General features: G+C 73.9%; 15 protein-coding genes. 9 read left to right on the top strand and 6 right to left on the bottom strand.

The window, feature by feature from the left end:
• The first annotated feature begins 122 nt into the window (after window positions 1-122).
• Entirely contained in the window at window positions 123-746 is a 624-nt protein-coding gene (locus ACFWJ4_RS32080; RefSeq protein WP_380550293.1) for a TetR family transcriptional regulator, read from the top strand.
• A 198-nt stretch (window positions 747-944) separates the two neighbouring features.
• Window positions 945-2402 carry a cellulase family glycosylhydrolase gene (locus ACFWJ4_RS32075; RefSeq protein WP_380550290.1) on the top strand — a complete coding sequence of 486 codons (1458 nt, stop codon included), beginning with the start codon at window positions 945-947 and terminating at the stop codon, window positions 2400-2402.
• Window positions 2403-2447: 45 nt separating this feature from the next.
• On the opposite strand, the gene ACFWJ4_RS32070 is transcribed toward ACFWJ4_RS32075, so the two are convergent.
• Window positions 2448-4472 (bottom strand): M3 family metallopeptidase, encoded by a 2025-nt coding sequence (locus tag ACFWJ4_RS32070; protein ID WP_380550287.1) that lies wholly within the window; start codon window positions 4470-4472, stop codon window positions 2448-2450.
• A 241-nt stretch (window positions 4473-4713) separates the two neighbouring features.
• Here ACFWJ4_RS32070 and ACFWJ4_RS32065 point away from each other — a divergent pair, with 241 nt between their 5' ends.
• A complete protein-coding gene (locus tag ACFWJ4_RS32065) occupies window positions 4714-6426 on the top strand; it encodes a bifunctional 3'-5' exonuclease/DNA polymerase (protein ID WP_380550285.1) in 1713 nt (570 codons plus the stop codon).
• Between the two features lie 30 nt (window positions 6427-6456).
• Here ACFWJ4_RS32065 and dhaM read toward each other — a convergent pair whose 3' ends face one another.
• Entirely contained in the window at window positions 6457-6849 is a 393-nt protein-coding gene (dhaM, locus tag ACFWJ4_RS32060; protein ID WP_359910558.1) for a dihydroxyacetone kinase phosphoryl donor subunit DhaM, read from the bottom strand.
• Between the two features lie 157 nt (window positions 6850-7006).
• Between dhaM and dhaK the strand changes: the two genes are divergently transcribed.
• Window positions 7007-7999 carry a dihydroxyacetone kinase subunit DhaK gene (dhaK, locus tag ACFWJ4_RS32055; RefSeq protein WP_380550282.1) on the top strand — a complete coding sequence of 331 codons (993 nt, stop codon included), beginning with the start codon at window positions 7007-7009 and terminating at the stop codon, window positions 7997-7999.
• A 20-nt stretch (window positions 8000-8019) separates the two neighbouring features.
• Window positions 8020-8646: a dihydroxyacetone kinase subunit DhaL gene (gene dhaL, locus ACFWJ4_RS32050; protein WP_380550279.1), complete on the top strand. Its 627-nt coding sequence runs from the start codon at window positions 8020-8022 to the stop codon at window positions 8644-8646.
• A 101-nt stretch (window positions 8647-8747) separates the two neighbouring features.
• Here the strand turns inward: dhaL and ACFWJ4_RS32045 are convergent, their stop codons facing one another.
• Window positions 8748-9920, bottom strand: coding sequence for a PP2C family protein-serine/threonine phosphatase (locus tag ACFWJ4_RS32045; protein WP_380550276.1), 1173 nt, complete (start codon window positions 9918-9920; stop codon window positions 8748-8750).
• A gap of 182 nt (window positions 9921-10102) precedes the next feature.
• Between ACFWJ4_RS32045 and ACFWJ4_RS32040 the strand changes: the two genes are divergently transcribed.
• Together ACFWJ4_RS32040 and ACFWJ4_RS32035 are read left to right on the top strand one after the other, a co-directional pair.
• Window positions 10103-10321 carry a heavy-metal-associated domain-containing protein gene (locus ACFWJ4_RS32040; RefSeq protein WP_380550273.1) on the top strand — a complete coding sequence of 73 codons (219 nt, stop codon included), beginning with the start codon at window positions 10103-10105 and terminating at the stop codon, window positions 10319-10321.
• Window positions 10322-10386: 65 nt separating this feature from the next.
• Window positions 10387-12645 (top strand): heavy metal translocating P-type ATPase, encoded by a 2259-nt coding sequence (locus tag ACFWJ4_RS32035; protein ID WP_380550270.1) that lies wholly within the window; start codon window positions 10387-10389, stop codon window positions 12643-12645.
• A gap of 100 nt (window positions 12646-12745) precedes the next feature.
• On the opposite strand, the gene ACFWJ4_RS32030 is transcribed toward ACFWJ4_RS32035, so the two are convergent.
• The 3 genes from ACFWJ4_RS32030 to ACFWJ4_RS32020 all read right to left on the bottom strand — a co-directional run bounded on the left by ACFWJ4_RS32030 (window position 12746) and on the right by ACFWJ4_RS32020 (window position 17775).
• Window positions 12746-13465, bottom strand: a complete 720-nt coding sequence (locus ACFWJ4_RS32030) for an SDR family NAD(P)-dependent oxidoreductase (protein ID WP_380550267.1) — start codon at window positions 13463-13465, stop codon at window positions 12746-12748.
• Between the two features lie 557 nt (window positions 13466-14022).
• The gene (locus ACFWJ4_RS32025) at window positions 14023-15312 is read right to left on the bottom strand and encodes a citrate synthase (RefSeq protein WP_359910538.1); all 1290 of its coding nucleotides are present in this window, start codon (window positions 15310-15312) and stop codon (window positions 14023-14025) included.
• 225 nt (window positions 15313-15537) lie between these two features.
• A complete protein-coding gene (locus ACFWJ4_RS32020; RefSeq protein ID WP_380550264.1) occupies window positions 15538-17775 on the bottom strand; it encodes an ATP-dependent RecD-like DNA helicase in 2238 nt (745 codons plus the stop codon).
• A gap of 182 nt (window positions 17776-17957) precedes the next feature.
• Here ACFWJ4_RS32020 and ACFWJ4_RS32015 point away from each other — a divergent pair, with 182 nt between their 5' ends.
• Window positions 17958-18749 (top strand): VOC family protein, encoded by a 792-nt coding sequence (locus ACFWJ4_RS32015; protein ID WP_380550261.1) that lies wholly within the window; start codon window positions 17958-17960, stop codon window positions 18747-18749.
• Between the two features lie 115 nt (window positions 18750-18864).
• Window positions 18865-19326, top strand: coding sequence for a GNAT family N-acetyltransferase (locus ACFWJ4_RS32010; protein ID WP_359910530.1), 462 nt, complete (start codon window positions 18865-18867; stop codon window positions 19324-19326).
• Window positions 19327-19426 lie beyond the last annotated feature (100 nt).

Below are 19426 nucleotides of genomic sequence, written 5' to 3'. Positions count from 1 at the left end.
CGAAGACGTGTGCGGCCGACCGGGGTGTTACCTCGGGTAACATCGTGGGAGTCTGCTACTGATTGGTAACCGGTGTCAACGCCCAGGCAGACCCCGCCGAACCCGATCCCGAGGAGCAGCGCATGTCCCGAGAGCCCCGCCGCGAGCAGCTGCTCAACGCCGCCGACCGGGTCATCCAGCGCGAGGGGCCGGGCGCCAGCATGAACGCCATCGCCGCCGAGGCCGGGATCACCAAACCGATCCTCTACCGCCACTTCGGCGACCGGAACGGCCTGATCAGAGCCCTGACCGAACGTCACACCGGCGGGCTGCTGGCCGCCGTCCGGGCCGCCCTCGCCGAGCCGCTGGAACGCCGCGACCGGGTCGAACACGTCCTGGACACCTACCTCGCCGGCATCGAGGCCCGCCCCCAGGTCTACCGGCTGCTCACCCACCCCGAGCCCGGCGACCCCAGCAGCGCGGGCAACGCGCTCGCCCCCGCGCTCAAGCAGATCGCCGAGGAGATCACCCGGGCCGTGCAGAGCCAGGTCGACCTCGGCGCCGACCGCGACCTGCTCGCCGAGGCCTGGGGCCGCGGCATCACCGGCATGGTGCTGGCCGCCGGGGACTGGTGGCTGGAGACCAGGCCCTGCTCCCGCACCCGGATGGTGCAGGCGCTGGCCGACCTGCTCTGGGGCCGGCTCGCCGCCGCCGCGGACCTGCCGACCGCCGTCCCGCCGGCCGCGCCCGAGCCGACCGCCGACTGAAGCCCGCGTCGCCCGACAGCGTCCGCCGACCGGAGCGCCCCTCCCCCGCGCCGTCCGCCGAGGGAACCGCCCGCGACCGCGCCGCCCGCCGAGGGAACCGCCGCCGACCGCACCGTCCGGCGCCCGAACTCTTGTGCCGCGCACGACAGTCCGGGCATCATCGGGCCCCACCCCCACCCCTGCCGTGCGAGGTCCCCGATGCGCCTGCGCCGCACCGCCGTCGCCCTGCTGCTCGCCGCCACCACCGTCCTCACCGCCGTCCCGGCCTCGGCCCACGGCGGGCAGCCGGGCCGTACCCCCGCCCCGGACCGCTTCCCCACCGGCACGGTCACCGCCGCCGACGGCCGCACCTCCCTCACCGACGCCCAGGGCCGCCGCCTGCGGCTGCGCGGCTTCAACCTCGACAAGTACGCCGAGGCCACCCCCGCCGACCTCGACTCCGTCGCCGCCCAGGGCTTCACCCTGGTCCGGCTGCCGGTCTCCTGGACGAGGCTGGAGCCCGAGCGCGGCCGCCTCGACCCCGCCGAACTGCAGCGCGTGCAGCGGCTCCTCGACCGGGCCGACCGGCTGGGCCTGCTGGTCCTGATCGACTTCCACCAGGACGTCTACGGGCCGAAGTTCGGCGGCGGCACCAACGGCGTGCCCGTCTGGGCCACCCGGGACGACGACCTGCCGTTCACCCCCGACCCGGACGACTGGTTCGCCGGCTACTTCCAGCCCGCCGTCCAGGCCGCCTTCCGGCACCTCTACGACGACCCCGACCTGCGCGCCTGGCAGGCCGACTTCTACGCCCGGTTCGCCCGCGAACTGCGCGGCCACAGCTCACTGTTGGGCTACGACCTGTTCAACGAGCCGTTCGGCCCGGTGGACGGCGACCCGAGCGACCCGGCCGTACTGGCCGCCGCCTCCGCCGCCCTGGAGCAGGGCCGGCTCGCCGACATGTACCGCCGCCTGATCACGGCCGTGCGCCGGGTCGACTCCCGCTCCTGGCTGTTCGTGGAGCCGACCGTGCTGGTCGGCCAGGGCGTGCCCACCCGGCTGCCCGGCTTCGCCGACCCGCGCCCCGGCGCACCCCGGCTCGGCTACGCGCCGCACTTCTACGACACCGCGGTCGAGGGCGGCGCCGACTGGGACCCGGCCGGCGGCTTCGTGGAGCAGTACACCGCCGCGATCACCGGCTACCCGGCGGCCCACCGCCTGCCCGTCCTGGTCGGCGAGTGGGGCCCGCCGAACTCCCGCACCCCGGGCAACGCCGAGCTGGTCCGCCGTCAGGTCGCCGCGATGGACGGCTTCGCCGAGGGCTGGACGATGTGGTACTGGTGCCGGGGCAACGGCGGCTACTGCGCGCTCGACCCGGCCGGACGCCCCGCCCCCGGCGACGAACCCGCCTTCGGCCCGTACCCGGTGGCCGTCGCGGGCACCGAGGTCCGGACGGCCGCCACCACCGTGGGCTGGCGCTCCGACGGCACCGGGCGCGGCAGCGAGATCCTGCTGCCCCCGGCCGCGTTCCCGCACGGGGCCGATGTCACCGTCGCCCCCGCCGGTGCCCGGGTCGAGGTCGAACAGCCGACCGGTGGGCGGGCGGGAACCGTACGCGTCCGGCTCCCGCACGCCCACCGGGGCACAACCGTGACGGTCACGCTCACCGCTCGATGAGCGGAACGAGCGGGCCGAGCAGCGTGAACGTACCGAGCGGGACGGTCACGCCAGTCCCCGGCGGGCCAGCAGCGGCCCGGTCTCCGGCGCCCGGCCGACCACCGCGCGGAAGGACTCCAGCGGGTCCCGGCTGAACCCGCGCGCCAGCAGCTCCCGCCGGAACAGCTCGCCGCTCTCCCGCACCGGGCGCCCGTTGCCCTCGAACCACTGCACGGTGTCGGCGTCCAGCACCTCCGACCAGATGTACGCGTAGTACGCCGCGCTGTAGCCGCTGGAGAAGATGTGCTGGAAGTACGCCGTCCGGTAGCGCGGCGGGATCGCGTCCACCGCGATCCCGGCCGCCGCGAGCGCCCGCGCCTCGAACTCCTCGGCGTCCGCGATCTCCTCGCCCTGCGGCACGGTGTGCCAGGCCCAGTCCAGCAGCGTGGCCGCCAGGTACTCGACCGTCCGGAAGCCCTGCCCGAAGCCCTCGGCCGCCGTCATCCGCTCGACCAGCTCGGCCGGCAGCGGCTCCCCGGTCGCGTGGTGGCGGGCGTAGTTGGCCAGCACCTCGGGCCGGACCATCCACATCTCGTTGACCTGCGAGGGGAACTCGACGAAGTCCCGGGGCACCGAGGTGCCCGAGAACAGCGGGTAGCGCACGTCCGAGAACAGCCCGTGCAGCGCGTGCCCGAACTCGTGGAACAGGGTGCGCACCTCGTCCCAGTCCATCAGCACCGGCTCGCCGGGCGCCGGACGCGGGATGTTGAGGTTGTTCAGCACCACCGACCGCTGCCCGGTCAGCCCGGACTGGGAGACCAGCGCGTCCATCCAGGCGCCGCCGCGCTTGGACGCCCGGGCGTGGAAGTCGCCGATGAACAGGCCCAGCGGGCTGCCGTCCTCCTCGAACACCTCGAAGACCCGGGCGTCCGGGTGGTGGGCCGTCAGGTCCGGCCGCTCGGTGAAGCTCACCCCGTACGCCAGGTTCGCGGCGAAGAAGACGCCGTCCCGCAGCACCCGCTCCAGCTCGAAGTACGGGCGCAGCACCGCCGCGTCCACCTGGTAGGAGCTCTGCCGGACCTTCTCCGAGTAGTACGCCCAGTCGTGCGCGGCGAGCTCCCCGATCCCGTCCGCGGCGGCCGCCCGGGCCAGCTCCCCGGCCTCCCGCCGGGCCATCGCCACGGCCGGGCCGACCAGCCGGGACAGCAGGCCGGAGACCGCCTCGACGGTGCCGGACGTCTCGTCCGCCACCACGTACGCGGCGTGGCTCGGGTACCCCAGCAGCGCGGCCCGCTCGGCGCGCAGCGCGGCCATCCGGATCGCCAGCGGGCCGTTGTCCTCGGCGCCCCGGCCGAGCGAGGCGGCCAGCAGCCGCTCGCGCACCGAGCGGTCGTCGAGCCGGGCCAGTTCGGCCTGGCCGGAGGTGCTCCGCAGGCTCAGCACGTAGCCGCCCGGGCGGCCGAGCACCCGGGCGTTCTCCGCGGCCCCGGCGACGGCGCCCTCGGACAGTCCGGCCAGTTCCCCGGCGGATTCCAGCACCAGCGCGGCGGAGCGGGTGGCGGCGTTCACGTTCTGCTGGAACGTCGTTCCGAGCGCCGCGAGTTCGGCGTTCAGCTCGCGCAGCCGGGCCTGCTCGGCCTCGCCCAGCCGGGCACCGGAGCGCACGAAGGCGGTGTACCGGCGCTCCAGCAGCCGCAGCGACTCCGGGTCCAGTCCGAGCCCGGCGCGGGCCTCGTGGAGCGCCTCGATCCGGGTGAACAGCGCGAGGTCCAGGTGGATGGCGTCGTGGTGGGCGGCGAGCAGCGGGCTGACCTTCGCCTCCACCTCGTCCAGCACGTCGGTGGTGTCCGAGGAGGACTGGTTGCGGAACACCGCGTCGACCCGGCGCAGCAGCTCCCCGGAGCGCTCCAGGGCCACCAGGGTGTTCTCGAAGGTCGGCAGGCTCCGGTCGGCGGTGATCGCCGCGATCTCGGCCAGCTGCTCGGCCATGCCCCGCTCGTACGCGGGCAGGTAGTGCTCCTCGCGGATCTCGGCGAACGGCGGGAGCTCGTAGACCAGCGGACTGGCCTGGAAGAACGGGTTCTCGGTCATTTCGCGAACCCTACGCCGTGTCACCCGCCCTGCCCACGCGGTTCACCACCCCTGCGGAACACCCGCCGGGGCCCGTCCCGCCGGGCGCCGCCGTGCCCGCCTGCCGCGCGTTGTCACACCCACCCGTTAACGTCGACGGCGCGGGCCCGTCGGTCGCGGGCCGCCGCGCGCCCGCCCGCGGGCCCGCACCCCCGTACCCGTCCCCGCACGCCCGACCGCGCGCCGGAGAGGAGCAGCCCCCGTGGCACCCAGGACCGCCCTCGCGCCCGACCCGCACGGCCCCGGCGGCCGGCTCCAGGCACTGGACGACGCGGGCGCCCCGCTCGGCCCGCCGGAGGCCGTCCGCGACCTCGCCACCGCCGTCGCCGCCCGGGAGGCCGCCGACCACCCGCGCTGGGTCTGGGCCGCCACCGACTCCGGGTACGCCCCGCTGCTGCCGCAGCTGCCCGACCGGCTCGCCCGCTGCCACGACCTGCGGCTGGTCGAGGCGCTGCTGCTGGCGCACGAGGGCCGGTTCGGCGCGCCCCGGTCGCTCGGCGCCGCCTGGGCCCGGCTGCGCGGCCTGCCGGTCCCGGCGGACCTGCCCGAACCGGGCCTGTCCGACGCCGACGACGGCCAGGACACCCTGTTCGCCCCCGACCGGCTGCAACTGCCGCCCGGCGCCGACCCGTTGGCGGCCGTGGTCGCCGTCCACGCCGAACAGCAGCGCCGGATCGCCGCCCTCGCCGACCCGGGCGCCCGGCAGCGGTTCCGGCTGCTGGTCGCCGCCGAGTCGGCCGGCGCCCTGGTGGCCGCCGAGATGGCCCACGACGGCCTGCCCTGGCGGGCCGACGTCCACGACCACCTGCTCACCGAGCTGCTCGGCCCCCGCCCGACCGTCCCCGGCACCCAGCCCAGGATCCTCGCCGAGCTCGCCGTCGACCTCCAGCAGGCGCTCGGCGCCAAGCCCTTCAACCCCGACTCCCACACCCAGGTGCTGCGCGCCTTCGCCGAGGCGGGCATCCAGCTCGGCTCCACCCGCTCCTGGGAGCTCAAGGGCATCGACCACCCGGCCGCGCAGCTGCTGGTCCGCTACAAGGAGCTGTCCCGGATCCACGTCGCGCACGGCTGGGCCTGGCAGGACGCCTGGGCCCGCGGCGGCCGCTTCCGGCCCGAGTACGTGGTCGGCGGCGTGGTCTCCGGCCGCTGGGCCAGCCGCGGCGGCGGCGCCCTGCAGATCCCGCGGATCCTGCGCCGCGCCGTGGTCGCCGACCCGGGCTGGCTGCTGGTCGTCGCCGACGCCGCCCAGCTGGAGCCCCGGGTGCTCGCCGCGCTCTCCCAGGACACCGGGTTGGCCCGCACCGCCGCCGGCGGCGACCTGTACGAGGCGCTCGCCGCCCACGCCTTCCAGGGCGACCGGGACAAGGCCAAGCTCGGCCTGCTCGGCGCCATGTACGGCCAGACCAGCGGCGACATCGGCCCGCTGCTCAACACCCTGCACCGCCGCTACCCGGCCGCGATGGGCTACGTCGAGGCCGCCGCCCGCACCGGCGAGGACGGCGGCGTGGTCGCCTCCCGGCTCGGCCGGGTCTGCCCGCCGGCCTCCGCCGACTTCCTCGACCTCACCGAGGGGGACGCCGCGGGCGAGGCCGGCGGCCGCACCGCCCGCGCCCGCGGCCGGTTCACCCGCAACTTCGTCATCCAGGCCAGCGCCGCCGACTGGGCGCTGGCCCTGCTCGCCGCGCTGCGCCGCCGGCTGAACGATCTGCCGGCGTCCGGCCCGGCGGACCGCCCGCACCTGGTGTTCTTCCAGCACGACGAGGTGGTCGTGCACACCCCGGCGAACCTCGCCGACGAGGTGGCCGCCGCCGTCGCCGAGTCGGCCGAGGAGGCCCGCCGGCTGGTCTTCGGCGACACCCCGGTGCGCTTCCCGCTCAGCACGGCGGTGGTGGACTGCTACGCGGACGCCAAGTGAGCGGACGCCGAGTGAGCGGACGCCGGACGCTCAGAGCTTCCTGAACCCGCGCGCGTCCTCGGCCGCCGCGACCACCTCGGCCAGGTCCGCCCCGGTCGAGGCGGTGACGGCGGCGGCCACCGCGCCCTCCACGAACGGCGCGTCCGCCAGCCGCACGCCCGGACGCGGCTCGTCCTCCAGCACCGTGACGGCGGTGAGCACCGAGCTGCCGAGGTCCGGCAGCACCACCACGCCCGCCCCGGCGTCGGCCCGCGCGATCGCCCCGGCGATCAGGTCGTAGCTGGTGCCGAGCCCGCCGTCCTCGGTGCCGCCCGCGACGACCACCCGCACGCCGTCCGGGGCGAGTTCGCCGAGCAGCTCGCGCAGCCCCTCCGCGAGCCGGGCGCTGTGCGAGACCAGAACAATGCCCACGTTCTCACTCATGCGGCCGACCCTACGGCCGGAACCGACTGCTCCGGGAGAGTGATCGGAATCCCGCGTGTCGCACCCCGTGCCCCCCACCCCCGTCTGGCGTAGCGTCGGGTCGACGGCATCGACCGCCGTGGCGTCCTCACCCCGGTCACCAAGGGAGCGAAGAGCGTTGAAGAAGCTGATCAACACCCCGGAGAGCGTCCTGGAGGACGCGCTGGCCGGAATCGCCGCCGCCCATCCGGAGCTGGCGGTGGACGTCCCCAACCGGGTGATCACCCGGGCCGCCCGCCCGGCCGGTCCCAAGGTCGCGCTGATCTCCGGCGGCGGCTCCGGCCACGAGCCGCTGCACGGCGGCTTCGTCGGCCCGGGCATGCTCGACGCCGCCTGCCCCGGCGAGGTGTTCACCTCGCCCGTCCCGGACCAGATGCTGGCCGCCGCCAAGGCCGTGGAGAACGGCGCCGGCGTGGTCTTCGTGGTGAAGAACTACACCGGCGACGTGATGAACTTCGAGCTCGCCGCCGAACTCGCCGCCGAGGAGGGCCTGGAGGTCCGCACCGTCCTGGTCAACGACGACGTCGCGGTCGAGGACTCCACCTGGACGGCCGGGCGCCGGGGCACCGGCGCGACCGTGCTGGTGGAGAAGACGGCCGGCGCGCTGGCCGAGCGCGGAGCCCCGCTGGACGAGGTCGCCGCCCTGGGCGAGCGGGTCAACGCCGCCTCCCGCTCCTTCGCGATCGCGCTCACCGCGGCCACCGTCCCGGCCGCCGGCAAGCCCGGCTTCGACCTGCCCGAGGACGAGATCGAGGTCGGCGTCGGCATCCACGGCGAGCCGGGCCGCCGGCGGGAGAAGCTCCGCCCGGCCCGCGAGCTGGCCGCCGAGGTGGTCGAGACCGTCCTGGCCGACCACCACCTGACCCGGGGCGACGAGGTGATCGCCCTGCTCAACGGGCTCGGCGCGACCCCGCTGCTGGAGCTGTACGTGGTCTACGGCGAGGTCGCCGCCAGGCTCGCCGAGCGCGGCATCACGGTGGCCCGCAGCCTGGTCGGCAACTACGTCACCAGCCTCGACATGGCGGGCTTCTCGCTCACCCTCACCAAGGCCGACGCCCAGCTGCTGGAACTCTGGGACGCCCCGGTCGACACCCCCGCCCTCAAGCGCTGAGCCGCACCGAAGGAGACCCGATGGACTTCGACACCCCGCTGGCCGAGGCCTGGATCCGAGCGATCGCCGCGGCCGTCGAGAAGGAGCAGTCCCGGCTCACCGAGCTGGACTCCGCGATCGGCGACGGCGACCACGGCAGCAACCTCCGGCGCGGCTTCGCCGCCGCCCTGACCGCCCTGGACGGCCTCCGGCCGGCCGGCCCCGGCGCCGTCCTCACCAGGACCGGCAGCACGCTCATCTCCAAGGTCGGCGGCGCCTCCGGCCCGCTCTACGGCAAGGCCTTCCGCGCCATCGGTGCCGCCCTGCCCGAACCGGCCGGTCCGGCCGACGTCGCCGAGGCCCTGTCGGCGGGCCTGGACGCCGTCCGCCTCCTCGGCAAGGCCGAACCCGGCGACAAGACCATCGTGGACGCCTGGACCCCGGCCGTCGCCGCGTTCCGCGCGGCGGCCGCCACCGGCGCCGGCCTTCCCGCGTCGGCGGCCGCGGCCGCCGCCGCCGCCCACCCCGGCGCCCGCGACACCGTCCCCCTCCGGGCCCGCAAGGGCCGCGCCTCCTACCTGGGCGAACGCAGCATCGGCCACCAGGACCCGGGTGCCACCTCCACGGCCCTCGTCTTCCGCACCCTCGCCGACGTCACCGCCGCCTGACCCTCACCCACCTCCCCCTTCATCCAACCCAGCGAGAGGGACACGCCCCGCCCCCACCCTCCCGAAAGCCCCCACCCACAAGCCCGCCCCGCAGGGGCCCCTCACCCGTCCGTCCGCGCGATCAGCAGGAGCAACGCGTCGTCCCGCAGTTCCCCGCCGGTGTGCGCCAGCAGGTCCGCGTACACCCGGCCCACCGCGGCCTCCAGCTCCCCCGCCGAGCGCGCGGCTCCCCGCACCAGCGGCCCGACCCGCTCCGCCAGCGGGTAGAACTCCCCGCTCGTGCGGTGCCGCGCCTCGATCACCCCGTCCGTGCAGAGCACCAGCACGTCCTCCTCGCCGAACGGCTGCCCCCAGGTGGTCGGCTCCCCCGCCGCCAGCCGGCCGAGGCCCAGCGGCACCCAGGGGTCGGGCGCGTGCAGCACCTGCGCCCGCCCCTCGGGGTCCACCCGGATCGGCGGCACGTGGCCGTACTGCAGCAGTTCCATCGCTCCCGGCGTACGGAACTCCGCGAACAGTGCCGTGGTGAACTCCCCGTCCGGCACGTGCCGTTCGACGCTGGCCTCGATCCGCGCCGCGACGCCCCGCAGCCCGGTCTCGTCGTACGCCGCCTCGCGGAACGCGCCCAGCACCACGGCCGCGGTCTGCACCGCCGCCAGTCCCTTGCCCCGGACGTCCCCGACCGCGACCCGGGTGCCGTGCGGCGTCTCCAGCACCGAGTACAGGTCGCCGCCGATCCGTGAGGCGTCCGCCGCCGACACGTACCGCACCGCGAGCCGCAGCGGTCCGACGGTCGGCCCGGGCAGCTGCAGCAGCGCCCGCTGGGCGGCCTCGGCGACGGAGCTGACGGCCGCGAAGGCCGCCGCGCGCCGCATCCGGATCTTGGCGACCCAGGCCGAGAACAGTGTCAGGACGACGTAGCTGACCATCGCCCCGTACAGGAAGCGGGCGTCGTTGATGTTGTCGACCTCGTCGTAGTGGCTGAGCCCGAACACCGTGACCAGCCCGAACGCGCAGACCACGAGCAGCTCGCCGGGTTTCAGGGTCAGCGCCGCGATGGTCGGCACCACGGTCATCAGCGGGGCCAGGTAGCGGTCCTTGCCGGAGAGGAAGTCCGCGAGCCCGACCAGCAGGACGGCGATCAGCGCCGGCGTGGCGCGCCGCCAGAACGGGACGTCCTGGAGGTCGGCGGCGAGCAGGGCGCCGCGCTGCCGGTCCGGCGGCAGTCCGGCTGCCGTGGGGGCCGAGGGAGACTGGGCGCGGCGGAGCGGAAACACATATCGAACATAAGGGACGATCACGGAGGAGGCCCGACCGGCCCGGCTCCCCGCGCTGCGGGGCATTCCGCCCCGCCGCCTCCGGGAATACCCTAGAGGGGTATGGTGTTGTCGCAAGAGTCGTTGCCAGCGCCGCGTCCCGGACGAACACCCGGGCCGCCCGGACCTCCCGGAGGCCTCCGATGTCCACCACCATCACCTACACCGTGTCCGGCATGAGCTGCGGCCACTGCGAGAAGGCGATCAGCGAGGAGGTCTCCGCGCTGGCCGGGGTCACCGGGGTCGCCGCCGACTCCACGGCCGGTACCGTGACGATCTCCTCCGCCGCCCCGTTGGACGACGAGCAGGTGCGCGCCGCGATCGACGAGGCCGGCTACGAGCTGGTCGGCCGCAGCGCCTGACCCACCCGGCACGGTGGGGGCGCCGCGGCGCCCCCGCCGGCCGCCCGACCGAGGAGCTGATCCGCATGAGCACGTCCACCCCGGACCTCGGGGCCCGGGACCGGGTCGAGCTGTCGATCGGCGGGATGACCTGCGCCTCCTGCGCCGCCCGGATCGAGAAGAAGCTCAACCGGATGGACGGCGTCGAGGCCACCGTCAACTTCGCCACCGAGAAGGCCCGGGTCGACTTCGGCCCCGGCACCACGGTCGAGGAGCTGATCGCCACCGTCGAGCGCACCGGCTACACCGCCGAGGTCCCCCCGCCGCCGGCGCCCGCCGCCCCCGAACCCGAGCGGACCGCTCCGACCGGACGCCCCGACACCCTGCGGGACCGGCTGCTGATCAGCACCGTCCTCAGCGTCCCGGTGGTCCTGCTGTCGATGGTGCCGGCCCTCCAGTTCGACAACTGGCAGTGGCTGGCCTTCGCGCTCACCGGCCCGGTCGTGGTCCACGGCGGCCTTCCCTTCCACCGCGCCGCCTGGACCAACCTGCGGCACGGCGCCGCCACCATGGACACCCTGGTGTCGCTCGGCACCCTGGCCGCCTTCGGCTGGTCCTGCTGGGCCCTGTTCCTGGGCCACGCCGGCATGCCCGGGATGCACCACGACTTCTCGCTGTCCGTCGGCGACACCGACGCCTCCGCCACGCTCTACCTGGAGACCGCCGCCGCCGTCACCGTGCTGATCCTGCTCGGCCGCCACCTGGAGGCCCGCTCCAAGCGCCGGGCCGGCGCCGCCCTGCACGCCCTGCTCGACCTCGGCGCCAAGGACGTCGCCGTCCTGCAGGCCGGCCGGGAGGTGCGGCTGCCGGTGGACCGGCTGACGGTCGGCACCCGCTTCGTGGTCCGCCCCGGCGAGAAGATCGCCACCGACGGCGTGGTGGTCGAGGGCGCCTCGGCCGTGGACGCCTCGATGCTCACCGGCGAGTCCGTCCCGGTCGAGGTCACCGTCGGCGACGCCGTCACCGGCGCCACCGTCAACGCGGGCGGGCGCCTGGTGGTCGAGGCCACCCGGGTCGGCGCCGACACCCGGCTGTCCCGGATGGCCAGGCTGGTCGAGGAGGCCCAGAACGGCAAGGCCGCCGCCCAGCGCCTCGCCGACCGGATCTCCGCCGTCTTCGTCCCGGTCGTCATCCTGATCGCCCTCGCCACCCTGGTGGTCTGGCTGCTGGCCACCGACAGCCCCACCGAGGCCTTCACCGCCGCCGTCGCCGTGCTGATCATCGCCTGCCCGTGCGCCCTGGGCCTGGCCACCCCGACCGCACTCATGGTCGGCACCGGCCGCGGCGCCCAGCTCGGCATCCTGATCAAGGGCCCCGAGGTGCTGGAGACCACCCGCCGGGTCGACACCGTCGTCCTCGACAAGACCGGCACCGTCACCGCCGGCCGGATGGCCCTGGTCGCCGTGCACACCGCCGAGGGCGTGGACCGGGCCGAGGCGCTGCGACTGGCCGGCGCCGTCGAGCACGCCTCCGAGCACCCGATCGCCCGGGCGGTCGCCGAGGCCGCCGCCGAGGCCGGCGAACTGCCCGCCGTCACGGACTTCCGCAACGTGCCCGGACGGGGTGTGGAGGGGGTCGTGGCGGGCCGCACGGTGGTCGCCGGGCGCGAGGCCCTGCTGGCCGACCGCACACAGCACCTGCCGCCCTCCCTGGCCCGTGCCAAGTCCGCCGCCGAGGCGGCCGGCCGCACCGCGATCGCGGTCGGCTGGGACGGCGAGGCGCGGGCCGTGCTGGAGGTCGCCGACGCGGTCAGGCCGACCAGCGCCGAGGCGATCGGCAAGCTGCGCGCACTGGGCCTGACCCCGGTGCTGCTCACCGGCGACAACCGGGCGGTGGCCGCGGCCGTGGCGGCCGAGGTCGGCATCGCGCCGGAGCACGTGATCGCCGAGGTGCTCCCCGAGGACAAGGTCTCCACCGTCAAGCGGCTGCAGGCCGAGGGCAGGGTCGTGGCGATGGTCGGCGACGGCGTCAACGACGCCGCCGCACTCGCCCAGGCCGACCTGGGCCTGGCGATGGGCACCGGCACCGACGCCGCCATCGAGGCCGGCGACCTCACCCTGGTCCGCGGCGACCTTCGCTCGGCGGCCGACGCCATCCGGCTCTCCCGCAGGACCCTGGGCACCATCAAGGGCAACCTGTTCTGGGCCTTCGGCTACAACGTGGCGGCGATCCCGCTGGCCGCGGCCGGCCTGCTCAACCCGGTGATCGCGGGGGCCGCGATGGCCTTCTCCTCGGTCTTCGTGGTCACCAACAGCCTGCGGCTGCGCCGCTTCCGACCCGCCTGAGCCCGTACATGCCGCAGGCCCCGACCGGTACCGGTCGGGGCCTGCGGCATGTCTCGGCGCCCGGCGCCCCGGGGTTCCGGCGCCCGAACGTCCCGGCGGCTCAACGCCCCAGCAGCTCGCCGCCGTTGCAGTGCAGGATCTCGCCGGTGATGAACCCGGCCTCGGGCGAGGCCAGGAAGTGCACCGCCGCCGCGACCTCGCCGCTCTCGCCGATCCGCCCGAGCAGGGTGCGGGCGGCCCGGCGGGCGACCTCGGCCTCGTCCAGCCGCGGCCCGAAGAACTCGGTGCCCGCGACGGTGCCCGGCGCGACGATGTTGGCGGTGATGCCCGAGGTGCCCAACTGGGCGGCCAGGAAGTGGTTCCAGGCGTGCAGCGAGGCCTTCGCCGCGCCGTACGAGCCGGCCCCGCGCAGGGCGGCGATGGAGCTGACGGTGACCACCCGGCCGGAGCCCGGGGTGAGCCGGTCGCGGACCGACTCGGTGAGCAGCACCACGGTCAGCACGTTGCGCTCGAAGTCGCCGCGCCAGCGCGCCAGCAGGGCGTGCGGCCCGCCGCCGACCACGGTCTCGCGGCTGCCGGCGTTGTTGATCAGGACGTCGATGCGCTCGGGCAGTTCGGCGAGCGCGGCCTCGACGGCGTCCGGGTCGGCGAGGTCGCACACCAGCGGGGTGACGTTCGGTCCGAGGTCGGCCGCGGCCTTCTCCAGGACCTCCCGGCGGCGCCCCACGATCACCACGTGGTCGCCGGCCTCGACGAACCGCCGCGTGACTTCGTACCCGATTCCCGTGCCACCGCCGGTGACGACGACGTTCCTGGCCATCTGCGCACTCCCTCCCCAGTTCCGCCGTCGCGCGGCGAATGTGCGCGACGGTCCGTACCGGAATGCCACGATTCCTATCACGCTCGGTTGCCGTGACTGCGGGGAGGGTGACGTCCCGCGCGAGCGAAGGTGTGATATGGGCGTGGTACGACGCGCACACGGAGCGTGGCGAGAGGCAGCTCACACCCCCCGGGCGTAACTTCTCGCACCCTGATACGTCTTAGGTTGGTAGTGCGGCAGTTTTTCCGATGGGCGGGGACACGCTGAACGGCAATGTGTCCCCGCGCTTCCAGGACTGCCGCCGACGGGGCTCCGGCGGGCCCCGGGAACGGTCGTCGAACCCGACGGCCTTCGCGCACGACGCCGGGGTTCTGGCGGGCCTGGGACGCTTTGAGCGGCCGTCCCCGGCTGCGGCCGACCCCGGAGTCGTGCGCCGTACGGTTCCGTCCCCGCGCGGGCCCTCGGGCGCGCCACCGGGACGCGAAGGGGCCCGGCCGCTCGACAGCGGCCGGGCCCCTCTCAGCTTCCGCGCGGGCCGGTGGTCGGCTCCGCCACGGTCAGCGGGCGTCCAGCGGGACGTAGTCGCGGATCGCGGTGCCGGTGTAGATCTGGCGCGGACGGCCGATCCGGCTGGTCGGGTCGTTGATCATCTCGTGCCAGTGGGCGATCCAGCCCGGCAGCCGGCCGAGCGCGAACAGCACGGTGAACATGCTGGTCGGGAAGCCCATGGCGCGGTAGATCAGGCCGGTGTAGAAGTCCACGTTCGGGTACAGCTTGCGCGAGATGAAGAAGTCGTCCTTGAGGGCGTGCTCCTCCAGCTTGAGCGCGATGTCCAGCAGCTCGTCGCTCTTGCCGAGCTGGCCGAGGACCTCGTGCGCGAGCAGCTTGACCTGGGCGGCGCGCGGGTCGAAGGCCTTGTAGACCCGGTGACCGAAGCCCATCAGCTTGACGCCGGCTTCCTTGTTCTTCACCTTCGTGATGAAGGCGTCGACGTCGCCGCCGTCCTTCTGGATGCTCTCCAGCATCTCCAGCACGGCCTGGTTGGCGCCGCCGTGCAGCGGACCCCACAGGGCCGAGATGCCGGCCGAGATCGAGGCGAACAGGTTGGCGTGGCTGGAGCCGACCAGGCGCACGGTGGACGTCGAGCAGTTCTGCTCGTGGTCCGCGTGCAGGATGAGCAGCTTGTCCAGCGCGTTGACGACGACCGGGTTGAGCTCGTAGTCCTCGGCGGGGACGGCGAAGGTCATCCGCAGGAAGTTCTCGACGTAGCTCAGGTCGTTGCGCGGGTAGACGAAGGGCTGGCCCATCGCCTTCTTGTACGCGTACGCGGCGATCGTCGGCAGCTTGGCGAGGAGGCGGACCGTCGACAGGTGGCGCTGGGCCGCGTCGAACGGGTTGTGGCTCTCCGGGTAGAACGTGGACAGCGCGCCGACGACCGAGGACAGCATGGCCATCGGGTGGGCGTCCCGCGGGAAGCCCTGGAAGAAGCGCTTGACGTCCTCGTGCAGCAGGGTGTGCTGGGTGATCTCGCGGTTGAACTCCGCCAGCTGGTCCGCGTTGGGCAGCTCGCCGTTGATCAGGAGGTACGCGGTCTCGATGAAGCCGCCATCGGAGGCGAGCTGCTCGATCGGGTAGCCGCGGTACCGCAGGATGCCGTTGTCACCGTCCACGAAGGTGATCGCGGACTTGTACGCGGCGGTGTTACCGAAGCCGTTGTCCAGGGTGACCAGGCCGGTCTGCGGGAGCAGCTTCGAGATGTCGAAGCCGGAGTTGCCCGCAGTGCTCTCGACGACGGGGTACTCGTACTCGCCGTCCTGGTACCTCAGTACTACCGAGTTGTCGCTCACGTCTTCCTCACCGACGAAATGAATCCTCTTCCAAGGTGCCCTGACTGTCTCTACCATCCCCCATCCGGAGGACAGTCGCGCACCCGGGGTGGCCCGAAAGGGCCCGCCCCTACAAAACCTGCCGCCGCAGCCGGTACGAACCGGACAAGATCGGCACCACCCTAGGCTCTGCCGTAAATCTCTTCACGTCAAGAGAACATTAGAGGCAACCATCCCGTTGGATAATCATCCAGCTGTCAGCCGATGGTCGAGCGCGGTGTGCCTCCGACCTGCGCTGACGGCCCGGACCGCCTGCCCGATCGCCTTGCGTGACCCCACCAGCACCACCAGTTTCCTCGCCCTGGTCACAGCGGTGTAGAGCAGATTTCGCTGGAGCATCGTCCAAGCGGACATGGTGACCGGAATCACCACGACCGGGTACTCGCTGCCCTGCGAGCGGTGGATCGTCACCGCGTACGCGTGGGCCAGCTCGTCCAGTTCGTCGAAGTCGTACGACACCTCCTCGTCCTCGTCGGTGAGCACCGTCAGCCGCTGGTCGTCGACAGCGAGGGCGGTCACCACTCCCACCGTGCCGTTGAAGACACCGTTGCGCCCCTTGTCGTAGTTGTTTCGGATCTGGGTGACCTTGTCCCCCACCCTGAACGTGCGCCCGCCGAAACGGCGTTCGGCCAGCCCCTCCCGGGCCGGCGTCACCGCCGCCTGGAGCAGGGTGTTCAGGTTCCCCGCGCCGGCCGGGCCGCGGTGCATCGGCGCCAGCACCTGCACGTCCCGGCGCGGGTCGAAGCCGAACTTCTGCGGGATCCGGCGCGCCACCACGTCCACCGTCAGCCCGGCCGCCCGCTCCGCGTCGTCCTCGGCGAACAGGAAGAAGTCCGCCAGACCGTCCGTCAGCGGCGGCCTGCCCTCGTTGATCCGGTGCGCGTTGGTCACCACGCCGGACTGCTGGGCCTGCCGGAAGATCCTGGTCAGCCGCACCGACGGAATCGGCCCGCCCTCGGCCAGCAGATCCCGCAGCACCTCCCCGGCGCCCACCGAGGGCAACTGGTCCACGTCCCCCACGAACAGCAGGTGGGCCCCCGGCGGCACCGCCTTGACCAGCTTGTTCGCCAGGATCAGATCCAGCATCGAGGCCTCGTCGACCACCACCAGGTCCGCGTCCAGCGGCCGGTCCCGGTCGTACGCGGCGTCCCCGCCCGGCTTCAGCTCCAGCAGCCGGTGCACCGTCGAGGCCTCCACCCCGGTCAGCTCCGCCAGCCGCTTCGCCGCCCGGCCGGTCGGCGCCGCCAGCACCACCTTGGCCCGCTTCGCCAGCGCCAGCGTCACGATCGACTTCACCGTGAACGACTTGCCGCACCCCGGACCGCCCGTCAGCACCGCGACCTTCTCGGTCAACGCGAGCCGCACCGACTGCTCCTGCTCCGGCGCCAGTTCGGCCCCGGTCCGCTTCGCCAGCCACTCCAGCGCCACCGGCCAGTCCACGTTCCCGAACCACGGCATCCGGTCCGCGTCCGACCGCAGCAGCCGGACCAACTGGTTGGCCAGCGAGATCTCCGCCCGGTGGAACGGCACCAGGTACACCGCCGTCACCGGCTCGCCGCCCTCCCCCGGGACCGCCTCGCGCACCACCCCCTCCGCCGCCACCAGCTCCGCCAGGCAGTCGATCACCAATCCGACGTCCACCTGGAGCAGCTTCACCCCGTCCGCGATCAGCCGCTCCTCCGGCAGGAAGCAGTGCCCCTGGTCGGTGCTCTGCGACAGCGCGTACTGCAGGCCCGCCTTCACCCGCTCCGGGCTGTCGTGCGGAATGCCCACCGCCTGGGCGATCCGGTCCGCCGTCAGGAAGCCGATGCCCCACACGTCCGAGGCCAGCCGGTAGGGCTCGTTGCGCACCACCCCGATCGAGCCGTCGCCGTACTGCTTGTAGATCCGCACGGCCAGCGAGGTGGACACCCCGACCCCCTGCAGGAAGACCATCACCTCCTTGATGGCCTTCTGCTCCTCCCAGGCCTCCGCGATCTTCTTCGTCCGCTTCGGCCCCAGCCCCGGCACCTCGATCAACCGGCCCGGCTCGTTCTCGATCACCTCCAGGGTCTCCACCCCGAAGCGCTCCACGATCCGCTCGGCGAACCGCGGCCCGATCCCCTTGATCAGCCCCGAGCCCAGGTACCGCTGGATCCCCTGGACTGTGGCGGGCAGCACCGTGGTGTAGTTCTCCACCGTGAACTGCCGCCCGTACTGCGGGTGCGAACCCCACCGCCCGTGCAGCCGCAGCGACTCGCCGACCTGCGCCCCCAGCAGCGCGCCCACCACCGTCAGCAGGTCGTTCCCGCCCCGCCCGGTGTCCACCCGGGCCACCGTGTAGCCGGTCTCCTCATTGGCATAGGTGATCCGCTCCAGCACGCCCTCGACCTGCGCGAGCTGGTGCGGCACCTGCTGCCCGGACTGCGCCGCCTGCTTGCTCACCGGACCCCCTTCGACCGGTACGGGTGGATCAATGCCGCTACGCACCGTACCGCCCCGTGCCGACAGCCCCGGAACCGTTGCCTGCCGTGCACCGCCCCGGCCGAGGTGCCAGGCTGGGAGGAACCGAGGGGGACCGCCGTCGACCGCGCCCGCCCGGGCCCCGTCCGAGGAGCAGTGCCGCCATGCTCAACACCGACTTCCGCCCCGGTTCCCCGGACTGGCTCGACCTGAGCAGCCCCGACACCCGCGCGTCCGTCGACTTCTACACCACGCTGTTCGGCTGGACCTTCGACTCCGCCGGCCCCGAGGCCGGCGGCTACGGCTTCTTCCAGCTCGACGGCCGGACCGTCGCCGCCCTCGGCCCGCTCCCCGACGAGGCGACCCCGCCCGGCTGGACGCTCTACTTCGCCACCGAGGACGCCGACCGCACCACCGCCCTGGTCGAACAGTCCGGCGGCCGCGTCCGGTACGCCCCCTTCGACGTCTTCACCGCGGGCCGGATGGCCGGCTGCACCGACCCGACCGGCGCCGACTTCGCCGTCTGGCAGCCGCACGACACCCGCGGCCTGGACCTCGTCACCGAGGAGGGCAGCCTCTGCTGGGCCGAGTGCTACAGCGTCGACGCCGAACGCGCCAAGTCCTTCTACCGCGCCGTCTTCGACTGGCAGGAGCAGGACGTCCCGCTCGGCGAGGTGATGTACACCGTCCTCACCCCGGCCGGCGGCGGCACCGACGACGCCCACGGCGGCATCATGCAACTCGGCCCCGAACACACCGCGCGCGGCACCGGCTCGCACTGGCTCCCCTACTTCGAGGTCCCCAACACCGACGCCAGCCTCGCCATCGCCGCCACCCTCGGCGCGACCGTACGGATCCCGGCCATGGACGTGCACGGCGTCGGCCGTCTGGCCCAGCTGGCCGACCCGCACGGCGCCGTCTTCGCCGTCATCACCAGCGCCAAGCCCGGGGAGTGACGGCCGATGGGGCCCACGCCCCTCGGGACCCACGGCCCTTCAGAAGGGCCGTGAAGGGGTGCTACGGGCGTAGACAGGGTGTGGTGGCCGCCTCACATGCTTCTAGTCTCTGATCATGACTGAAACGGCTGTTCTGACGATCCGACGGGCCACCGCCGACGACCTGCCGGCGATCGTGGCCATGCTGGCCGACGACCCGCTGGGCGCCACCCGCGAGAGCCCCGACGACCTCACCCCCTACCGCGCCGCCTTCGCCCGCCTCGACGGCGACCCCCACCAGCACCTGGTCGTCGCCGACCGGGCCGGCCGCACCGTCGGCACCCTGCAGCTCACCGTCGTCCCGGGCCTCTCCCGGGCCGGCGCCACCCGAACGATCATCGAGGGCGTCCGCATCCACGCCGAGGAACGCGGCAGCGGACTGGGCACCGACCTCATCCGCTGGGCCGTCGACCGCTCCCGGGAACTCGGCGCCGACCTCGTCCAGCTCACCTCCGACGCGACGCGCACGGACGCGCACCGCTTCTACGAGCGGCTCGGCTTCACGGCCTCGCACGTCGGGTTCAAACTCAAGCTCTGACAATCGCCCGGAAACGCGAAGAACCCCCATCCGGATCCCGGATGGGGGTTCTTCTGAAGAATTGTTCGGCGGCGTCCTACTCTCCCACAGGGTCCCCCCT

The organism is Kitasatospora sp. NPDC127067 (assembly GCF_042724755.1).
Lineage (GTDB): Bacteria > Actinomycetota > Actinomycetes > Streptomycetales > Streptomycetaceae > Kitasatospora > Kitasatospora lactacystinica.
This window is presented reverse-complemented; position numbering and strand designations above follow the sequence as displayed.

What these genes read in the sequence shown, in the direction of transcription:
- ACFWJ4_RS32080 (WP_380550293.1), top strand. Translation starts at nt 123, where the DNA reads ATGTCCCGAGAGCCCCGCCGCGAGCAGCTGCTCAACGCCGCCGACCGG.
- ACFWJ4_RS32075 (WP_380550290.1), top strand. Translation starts at nt 945, where the DNA reads ATGCGCCTGCGCCGCACCGCCGTCGCCCTGCTGCTCGCCGCCACCACC.
- ACFWJ4_RS32070 (WP_380550287.1), bottom strand. Translation starts at nt 4,472, where the DNA reads ATGACCGAGAACCCGTTCTTCCAGGCCAGTCCGCTGGTCTACGAGCTC.
- dhaM (WP_359910558.1), bottom strand. Translation starts at nt 6,849, where the DNA reads ATGAGTGAGAACGTGGGCATTGTTCTGGTCTCGCACAGCGCCCGGCTC.
- dhaL (WP_380550279.1), top strand. Translation starts at nt 8,020, where the DNA reads ATGGACTTCGACACCCCGCTGGCCGAGGCCTGGATCCGAGCGATCGCC.
- ACFWJ4_RS32040 (WP_380550273.1), top strand. Translation starts at nt 10,103, where the DNA reads ATGTCCACCACCATCACCTACACCGTGTCCGGCATGAGCTGCGGCCAC.
- ACFWJ4_RS32035 (WP_380550270.1), top strand. Translation starts at nt 10,387, where the DNA reads ATGAGCACGTCCACCCCGGACCTCGGGGCCCGGGACCGGGTCGAGCTG.
- ACFWJ4_RS32030 (WP_380550267.1), bottom strand. Translation starts at nt 13,465, where the DNA reads ATGGCCAGGAACGTCGTCGTCACCGGCGGTGGCACGGGAATCGGGTAC.
- ACFWJ4_RS32015 (WP_380550261.1), top strand. Translation starts at nt 17,958, where the DNA reads ATGCTCAACACCGACTTCCGCCCCGGTTCCCCGGACTGGCTCGACCTG.
- ACFWJ4_RS32010 (WP_359910530.1), top strand. Translation starts at nt 18,865, where the DNA reads ATGACTGAAACGGCTGTTCTGACGATCCGACGGGCCACCGCCGACGAC.